Genomic DNA, 8,351 nt, shown 5'->3' with positions numbered 1-8,351 from the left:
TACTACGATTGGTATTAGTTTAACAAATCCAATAAAAAGCCCCGAAGCTCAGGCAGCAACGGGGCTTTTTGTTATCTGTTAACTTATTAAGCTACTGTGAGCAGCAATTACTCTTTGTCACCAAGAAGCACAGAGTCTAGTGCGATAACCATCATGTCGTTGAAAGTCGTTTGACGTTCATCAGATGTGGTTTGCTCACCGGTTTTGATGTGATCAGACACAGTACAAATAGTCAGAGCTTTTGCGCCGTATTCAGCACACACACCATAGATACCCGCCGCTTCCATCTCTACGCCGACGATACCGTACTTGTCCATGACTTCGAACATTTCAGGATCTGGCGTGTAGAACAATTCAGCCGAGAACAGGTTGCCAACTTTTACATCAACACCACGTGCTTTTGCTGCATCTTCTGCCGCACGTACCATTTTGTAGTCTGCGATAGCTGCGAAGTCGTGACCTTTAAAGCGAATACGGTTCACTTTTGAGTCAGTACATGCGCCCATGCCAATAACCACATCGCGCACTTTGATATCTTCGCTCACTGCACCACAACTACCAACACGAATGATCTTTTTAACACCAAAATCTTTGATCAGCTCAGTCGCGTAAATAGAACAAGATGGAATACCCATACCATGTCCCATTACCGAAACCTTACGACCTTTGTAAGTACCGGTGTAACCAAACATGTTACGAACGTCGCACACTTGAACCACTTCTTCTAGGAAGGTTTCAGCGATGTATTTTGCACGTAGCGGATCGCCGGGCATTAGAACTACGTCAGCAAAATCACCCATTTCAGCATTAATATGTGGAGTAGCCATTGAAAATATCCTTAATCTCAAAACAAAAAAGAAGAGAGAGGTTTCCCTCTCTCTTCGTTAACTATTATAGAAAGCTTGTACCGTGTCCCATTGGCGATGTGCCAAAGTAAGACGCTAAGCTTTGACCAATATCAGCGAAGGTATCACGACGGCCTAGAGAGCCTGCAGGAACCTTGTTACCGTAAACAATCACAGGGATATGCTCACGAGTATGATCAGTACCTGGCCATGTAGGATCACAACCGTGATCAGCAGTTAGAATAAGTACATCATCTTCTTTCATCATGTCGATGATTTCATTGATACGGCCATCGAAATACTCAAGTGCTGCAGCATAACCAGCAACATCACGGCGGTGGCCGTAAGCTGAGTCGAAATCAACGAAGTTAGTGAACACGATAGTGTTATCGCCAGCTTCATTGATCGCTTCTTTAGTCGCTTCAAATAACGCAGGGATACCTGTTGCTTTGGTTTTCTGAGTGATGCCACAACCCGCATAGATATCAGAGATCTTACCAATTGAGTGAACATTACCACCCTTCTCATCAACCAATTTCTGAAGAACTGTCGCCGCTGGTGGCTCAACAGAAAGGTCACGACGGTTACCAGTACGTTCGAACTGACCTTTACCTGGACCAATGAACGGGCGCGCAATAACACGGCCGATGTTGTAGTCTTCTAGCTCTTCGCGAGCAATCTGACAAAGGTCTAATAAGTTCTGTAGACCGAATGTCTCTTCATGACATGCGATTTGGAAAACAGAGTCTGCAGAAGTGTAGAAGATTGGCAAGCCTGTCTTCATGTGCTCTTCACCTAGGTTATCTAGGATTTCTGTACCCGATGAGTGACAGTTACCTAAGAAGCCAGATAGACCTGCACGCTCAAGGATGCGGTCAGTCAGTTCTTTTGGAAAGCTGTTCTCTTTGTCGGTGAAGTAGCCCCAGTCAAACAGTACCGGTACACCTGCGATTTCCCAGTGACCTGATGGCGTGTCTTTACCAGAAGACAGCTCAGCAGCGTGACCGTACGCGCCAATGATCTCAGCGTCTGCATCCATACCAGGAGCAAAACGGCCTGTAGACTCTTTGTGAGCCATTGCTAAACCTAGCTTAGACAGGTTTGGTAGCGTCAGAGGACCTTGACGATCTGCGTTATCTGCAAGACCTTTGTCACAATGATCTGCGATGTGACCCATAGTGTCTGAACCTACATCACCGAATTTGTCTGCATCCGCTGTTTCACCGATACCGAATGAATCTAAAACTAAAATAAATGCTCTTTTCATTTTCTTCACCAACTTATTGCTCTTTGCACCAGAACTCTGTTTATCGGCATACACTAGGTATTAGGTATGCCGATACCTGTTATTTACACGTCTTCAGAACGAATCTGACGGTAAACGTCTGGCGTTGCTGTATATTCTCCGCCCACAGTGATTGCATTTTGTAATGCTGTTGCAGCTTCTTGCCACTGTTGTTCGTTGCGAGCATGAATCATTGCTAATGGTTTATCTTCACTTGCCACTTCGCCAAGACGAATGAAGTGATCAAAACCGACTGCGTAATCAATGCTGTCAGTTGCTACGCGGCGACCACCGCCCATACCAACTACAGCCATACCAATTGCACGAGTATCCATTGCTGATACCACACCGCTTTCTAGCGCGTACACTGGTTTAACAATTTCTGCTTTTTCTAGGTAGTTATCGTAGTTCGCTACGAAGTCTGCTGGACCACCAAGGCCCGCTACCATTTTACCGAAGCACTCTGCTGCTTTACCGTTATCCAGTACTGCCATCAGTTTTTCGCGCGCTTCGTCTGAATCTTTTGCAAGGTTACCCAACACCAGCATTTCAGCACACGATGCCATCGTAATTTCTAGCAAACGTGGGTTACGGTATTCACCCGTTAAGAATTGAACCGCTTCACGTACTTCTACTGCGTTACCCGCTGAAGAAGCTAGAACTTGGTTCATGTCGGTTAGGATTGCTGTTGTCTTCGTACCTGCACCGTTTGCTACTGCAACGATCGATTTCGCTAGCTCTTCAGACGCTTCGTAAGTCGGCATGAATGCGCCTGAACCTACTTTTACATCCATCACTAGAGAATCAAGGCCAGCAGCCAGTTTCTTAGACAGGATTGAAGCCGTGATCAGCGAAATGTTATCTACGGTTGCTGTGATATCACGAGTCGCGTAAACACGCTTATCAGCCGGTGCTAGATCGCCTGTTTGACCGATGATCGCTACGCCAGCATCTTTAGTTACTTCACCGAACACATCGTTGGTTGGTGTAATGTTGTAACCAGGGATAGATTCAAGCTTATCTAGCGTACCGCCAGTGTGGCCTAAACCACGACCAGAGATCATTGGAACGAAACCGCCACATGCTGCCACCATAGGGCCAAGCATCAGAGAAGTTACGTCACCAACACCACCAGTAGAGTGTTTATCAACGATTGGGCCATCAAAGTTCATGTGGCTCCAGTCAATCACCATGCCTGAATCACGCATTGCACATGTTAATGCGATACGCTCTGGCATTGTCATTTCATTAAAGAAGATAGCCATTGCGAATGCTGCAATTTGGCCTTCAGAAACCGTGTTTTTAGCGACACCTTGAATGAAGAAGTTAATTTCTTCAGTCGTTAGGACTTCACCATCACGTTTTCTGCGAATAATTTCTTGAGGTAGATACATTAGTGCCTCCCAAACTCTAGTGAGTATGGTTTGTAGGGAAAGAGGTAATATGGAGTGACTTAACACCACTCCATCAAACAGACTTTATTGTTATACCCGATTGGGAAATTAGTATGCTGCTGGATCAGCAGTCTCGTCTGTCACTTCTAATGTATTAAGAAGGTTAGTTAGTAGGCTTGAAGCACCAAAACGGTAGTGCATGTTGTCTGCCCACTCAGCGCCTAGTAGTTCATCAGCCATTGCTAGGTATAGTGCTGCATCTTCAGCAGTACGTACGCCACCTGCTGGTTTGAAACCCACTGTTTTAGCTACGCCCATGTCACGAATAACTTCAAGCATCATGCGCGCGAACTCTGGAGTCGCGTTTACAGGCACTTTACCTGTTGAAGTTTTGATGAAGTCTGCACCTGCTTCGATACAGATTTGAGAAGCTTTCTTAATCAGTGCTTCTTCTTTCAGTTCACCTGTTTCGATGATCACTTTAAGCGTGATGTCACCACAAGCTGCTTTACACTGTTTAACTAGCTCAAAACCCACTTCTTCGTTGCCAGCAATAAGAGCACGGTATGGGAATACTACGTCAACTTCGTCTGCGCCGTACGCTACCGCTGCTTTTGTTTCAGCAACAGCAATTTCGATGTCGTCATTACCATGAGGGAAGTTAGTTACAGTCGCGATGCGTACTTCTGGAGTACCTTGCTCACGCAACGCCTTTTTAGCTGCTGGGATGAAGCGAGGGTAAATACAGATTGCAGCGGTGTTGCCAACTGCAGTCTTCGCGTCATGACAAAGTGCCACTACTTTTTCAGTCGTGTCGTCATCATTTAGCGTCGTTAGGTCCATAAGTTTAAGTGCACGTAGAGCTGCTGCTTTTAAATCGCTCATTTCTATCTCCGATCAATATATTCAAATAGTTAACTACTTCACCATCCATCCAGTATAGATGGATATTTTAGTAATGCTCAGTAGTCACAAATGAACGGACTTGGTTCCCTGAAGACTTGATAACTTTCGCTACCAATTGCAATCCTTGTCACCGCACAGTACCAGTTTGGTCTATGGCACAACAAATCAGTCATGTTGTGTCTAACATCTATAGTGTATTGCTAATATAGTGTATTGCTAATATAGCGTATTGCTAAGTTTGGCTTAATCCCAGAAGGATAACGTTCGAGCTAATCTCAATGTTACTTTCTTGCCAGCAGAGACATCCTATCCCTTTAGCTAATACATTATAGGTATCCATCAATAAATTGTAGTGCTCCTTAGAACGCAAACGGTTTGTATCTCAAAAAAACATTCTAGACCCATTTTCGACTCCAAGCATTCACTCATGCTAATGCTCAAAATCACTAGGCCCAAAAACAAAAAAGCCCCGCAGCAATTTCTTGCTACGGGGCGATATTATTATGGCGTCTATATATCGATTTCTAACTGATTAGAAAGATAAGAAGAAGCCAGCAATTGTTGCTGCCATCAGGTTAGATAGAGTACCAGCTACAACCGCTTTAACACCCATACGTGCGATGTCGTGACGACGGTTTGGAGCAATACCACCTAGACCACCTAGAAGAATCGCAATTGAAGAAAGGTTTGCGAAACCACATAGAGCGAACGAGATAATTGCTTGAGTCTTAACAGACATTACTTGACCAGTCGCTTCAACGATTTGAGCGTTTTCACCGATGTATGGTACGAAGTTTAGGTATGCAACGAATTCGTTAACAACTGTCTTCTGACCAATGAAAGAACCAGCAATAGTTGCTTCTTCCCATGGAACACCAATGATGAATGCTAACGGTGCGAAGATCCAACCTAGAAGAAGTTCTAGAGTTAGGTTTTCCATACCGAACCAACCACCGATACCACCTAGGATACCGTTGATAAGAGCGATTAGACCGATGAATGCTAGTAGCATTGCACCAACGTTAAGTGCTAGTTGTAGACCAACTGACGCACCGCCAGCAGCTGCATCGATAACGTTAGCAGGCTTGTCGTCGCCACCGTCGATGTCTGAACCTAGGTTCTCGTCAACTTCATCAGTTTCAGGCTTGATGATTTTAGCGAATAGTAGACCACCAGGTGCAGCCATGAATGACGCTGCAACTAGGTACTCTAGAGGTACACCCATAGATGCGTAACCTGCTAGTACACCACCAGCTACAGAAGCCAAACCACCACACATTACTGCGAATAGTTCAGAGTTAGTCATTTTAGGAACAAAAGGACGAACAACTAGAGGTGCTTCCGTTTGACCAACGAAGATGTTTGCAGCTGCAGACATAGACTCGGCGCGAGAAGTACCTAGAGCTTTCTGAAGACCACCACCTAGAACTTTGATTACAATTTGCATTACACCAATGTAGTAAAGTACAGAGATAAGTGCAGAGAAGAAAATCAGAGTTGGTAGTACTTGGAAAGCAAAGATGAAACCGATACCGTCAACTGAGAAGTTAACTAGGCTGCCGAATAGGAAACCAGTACCGTCTTTACCGTAGTCGATCACGTTTGCTACACCAGCAGAGAAACCTGCAAGTAGATCACGACCCCAAGGGATGTAAAGTACGAATGCACCAAGTGCGAATTGGATAGCGAAAGCGCCACCCACTGTTCTTATGTTAATAGCTTTGCGGTTGTCAGATAGTAGTACTGCGATTGCAATCAGTACGACCATACCGACTAGGCTCATAAACAGGCTCATAGTTTATGACTTCCTTATTAGTTATTTATTGGCGTGTGACAAAATGGGGCTATAAAGCGGAGGCAATTATACTCATGCGACCACTAATAAAGTAATGCCGTCCTCACACTTTAGTATAAGATTCATGTACCATTCACACGCAAATGTGAGCTAAATCACAAGCTATATGCAATTTACGCAAACGATAAACAAAAACCTTCGATTTTATTCACATATACCGAATGCGCGATGGCTATTTCGCCACACCTGCATTGCAACCGATTGCTTTGACTCTTTTCGAAGCAAATACAGTTCATTTAAGATCGTAACTAAATACTTGGAATGATTAACATTTCCTTGTTTTCCATGCATGGGCATATCCGGGGCATCCGTTTCTAATACCAGGCACTCAAGAGGCAGTTTTGAGATAGTGGTGCGTGTTTTTTGTGCTCTTGGATAAGTTATCGTTCCACCGACGCCAATATAGAAACCGAGCTTGATCCACGCCAAAGCCTGCTGATCACTTCCCGAAAAGCCGTGAATCACGCCCCCCAAAGTGAATTTGTGCTGCTTTATTAACTCAATAAGTCGATTGTAAGACTTCCTTTCATGAATGATTAACGGCAGTTCAAATGCCTTCGCGAGTTCCATTTGTTGGATGAAAAAACGCTCTTGTTTCTCCCGTGCAACATCGACAAAAAAGTCGAGACCACACTCTCCTATCGCAACACATTGACTGGTTTTTGATGAGAGTAATTGGCGAAGTTCCGAAAATTGCTCGTCATTGGCTTGCTCTAAAAAATAAGGATGAAAGCCTAATGCGTAATAAACATTAGGGTAAGATTGAGCGATTTCATCAAGCTTCCTCCAGTTACTTTGGCCAATAGAAGGGATGATTAACTTCTCGACTTGCGCCTGTTTCGCTTCTTTAACGTAACCTTCAATACCTTTATCAAGTGAAAAACCTTGCTCAAAAATGTCAAAGTCCGCATGGCAATGGGTGTCAAACAGCGGAAATTCACTTAATTCTGGTGTCATCTTCCCTACTCTCTGTTTGTTGTCCTTGAGGATCACGGCGATAAGCCACGCAGCTGCGCTTATTTTCAGGCGTTAAGCCAAGCTCTTCGCACCACTTATCGTATTTCTTAATCCAAGCTTTTATCCAACCGAACATATTAACCTCACGCTTCCGAACTCAATAACACGTATTAAAAAAGCGCCTGCCCCAACACCACGTATAGCAACACAAAGCCACACATAAGGTAAAACAACAAAACTACACATACAAATAACAATTAAGTTCAACAATCAACAAAAAAAGATAAATGTATAAATACCATTTATACATAAAGCCTAGCTAGCTATCTTGTTGAAAATCTCACCAGAACAAATAATAGACGCAATTGCCAAGGAGGCACTGATAGCAAGACGCCTAATTAAACGATGAGATCCTACATTATGAAAGCATCACTCTTAGCCCTTACAATTTCTAGCGTGTTAGCTGCACCCACTTTTGCTGCACCTTCCCAAGTTGACGTTGAGCTAGCCAACCAACAAACACTTCAGCTTATTGATGGACAAATGAAAGCTGTTGATGCTTCTGTTCAGTATAAATTAAACGAACAATATGCCAATGCCACTCCAGGCACGACGGCTAAAGTCGATGACGTAACGTACGAGAAACAATCTAACGGTACTTGGGCTGCAGTTGGTGCGGCTTCAGCGGCATTGGTTGCAGGTCTGTTAAGTAGCAGCTCAAGCTCTGATGGTACCAAAGAACATCAAATACCAACCTTGCCAGTTGAGACAACACCTGATAACGGACTGCCTATCTCTCCTTCTATATCTAATCCAATTGAACGTGAGCGCCCGATTGTTGATAAACCAATTGGCAATGCTCCTGAGTTTGGTGGTGATAGACCTGAATTAGAAGAGCCAACAAAGCCTGGTTACAATGGTATCGAATTCGACCGAGTAAGTGATTCGGTGGTCAATGTAACTAAGAATGGTGTCCCTGTTGGCTCTATGTATAACTCCGATGGCGATTGGTACTACCGAGCTATTGGTGGTGAGCCTATTCGAATTTCAAAAGACCTCATTCGTCCGATTATCGATAAGCCAATTGGCAATGCTCCTGAGTTTGGTGG

At 44.2% G+C, this 8,351-nt stretch carries 7 protein-coding genes and 1 pseudogene; 1 reads left to right on the top strand and 7 read right to left on the bottom strand.

The features are described from left to right. Nucleotides 1-107: 107 nt before the first annotated feature. The 7 genes from deoD to AB4407_RS14425 all read right to left on the bottom strand — a co-directional run bounded on the left by deoD (nt 108) and on the right by AB4407_RS14425 (nt 7,378). Nucleotides 108-827: a purine-nucleoside phosphorylase gene (gene deoD, locus AB4407_RS14455; protein ID WP_372121059.1), complete on the bottom strand. Its 720-nt coding sequence runs from the start codon at nt 825-827 to the stop codon at nt 108-110. 64 nt (nt 828-891) lie between these two features. After that, entirely contained in the window at nt 892-2,112 is a 1,221-nt protein-coding gene (locus tag AB4407_RS14450; RefSeq protein ID WP_372121058.1) for a phosphopentomutase, read from the bottom strand. 83 nt (nt 2,113-2,195) lie between these two features. Further along, nucleotides 2,196-3,524, bottom strand: coding sequence for a thymidine phosphorylase (gene deoA, locus AB4407_RS14445; protein ID WP_372121057.1), 1,329 nt, complete (start codon nt 3,522-3,524; stop codon nt 2,196-2,198). 108 nt (nt 3,525-3,632) lie between these two features. Further along, a complete protein-coding gene (deoC, locus tag AB4407_RS14440) occupies nt 3,633-4,409 on the bottom strand; it encodes a deoxyribose-phosphate aldolase (RefSeq protein ID WP_017056688.1) in 777 nt (258 codons plus the stop codon). A 553-nt stretch (nt 4,410-4,962) separates the two neighbouring features. Beyond that, nucleotides 4,963-6,225 (bottom strand): NupC/NupG family nucleoside CNT transporter, encoded by a 1,263-nt coding sequence (locus tag AB4407_RS14435; protein ID WP_372121056.1) that lies wholly within the window; start codon nt 6,223-6,225, stop codon nt 4,963-4,965. Between the two features lie 204 nt (nt 6,226-6,429). Then, a complete protein-coding gene (locus AB4407_RS14430; RefSeq protein ID WP_372121055.1) occupies nt 6,430-7,242 on the bottom strand; it encodes a TatD family hydrolase in 813 nt (270 codons plus the stop codon). Continuing rightward, nucleotides 7,223-7,378 (bottom strand): DUF5363 family protein, encoded by a 156-nt coding sequence (locus AB4407_RS14425; RefSeq protein ID WP_372121054.1) that lies wholly within the window; start codon nt 7,376-7,378, stop codon nt 7,223-7,225. The genes AB4407_RS14430 and AB4407_RS14425 overlap by 20 nt, the downstream gene beginning before the upstream one ends. Nucleotides 7,379-7,662: 284 nt before the next feature. Here AB4407_RS14425 and AB4407_RS14420 point away from each other — a divergent pair. Then, nucleotides 7,663-8,351, top strand: a pseudogene (locus AB4407_RS14420) (hypothetical protein); the annotation flags it as partial.

The sequence above is a fragment of the Vibrio sp. 10N.261.46.E11 genome (assembly GCF_041472735.1).
GTDB lineage: Bacteria > Pseudomonadota > Gammaproteobacteria > Enterobacterales > Vibrionaceae > Vibrio.
The sequence above is the reverse complement of the archived record's forward strand: the minus strand, read 5'-3'. Positions and strand labels throughout refer to the sequence as shown.

What these genes read in the sequence shown, in the direction of transcription:
- deoD (WP_372121059.1), bottom strand. Translation starts at nt 827, where the DNA reads ATGGCTACTCCACATATTAATGCTGAAATGGGTGATTTTGCTGACGTA.
- AB4407_RS14450 (WP_372121058.1), bottom strand. Translation starts at nt 2,112, where the DNA reads ATGAAAAGAGCATTTATTTTAGTTTTAGATTCATTCGGTATCGGTGAA.
- deoA (WP_372121057.1), bottom strand. Translation starts at nt 3,524, where the DNA reads ATGTATCTACCTCAAGAAATTATTCGCAGAAAACGTGATGGTGAAGTC.
- deoC (WP_017056688.1), bottom strand. Translation starts at nt 4,409, where the DNA reads ATGAGCGATTTAAAAGCAGCAGCTCTACGTGCACTTAAACTTATGGAC.
- AB4407_RS14435 (WP_372121056.1), bottom strand. Translation starts at nt 6,225, where the DNA reads ATGAGCCTGTTTATGAGCCTAGTCGGTATGGTCGTACTGATTGCAATC.
- AB4407_RS14430 (WP_372121055.1), bottom strand. Translation starts at nt 7,242, where the DNA reads ATGACACCAGAATTAAGTGAATTTCCGCTGTTTGACACCCATTGCCAT.
- AB4407_RS14425 (WP_372121054.1), bottom strand. Translation starts at nt 7,378, where the DNA reads ATGTTCGGTTGGATAAAAGCTTGGATTAAGAAATACGATAAGTGGTGC.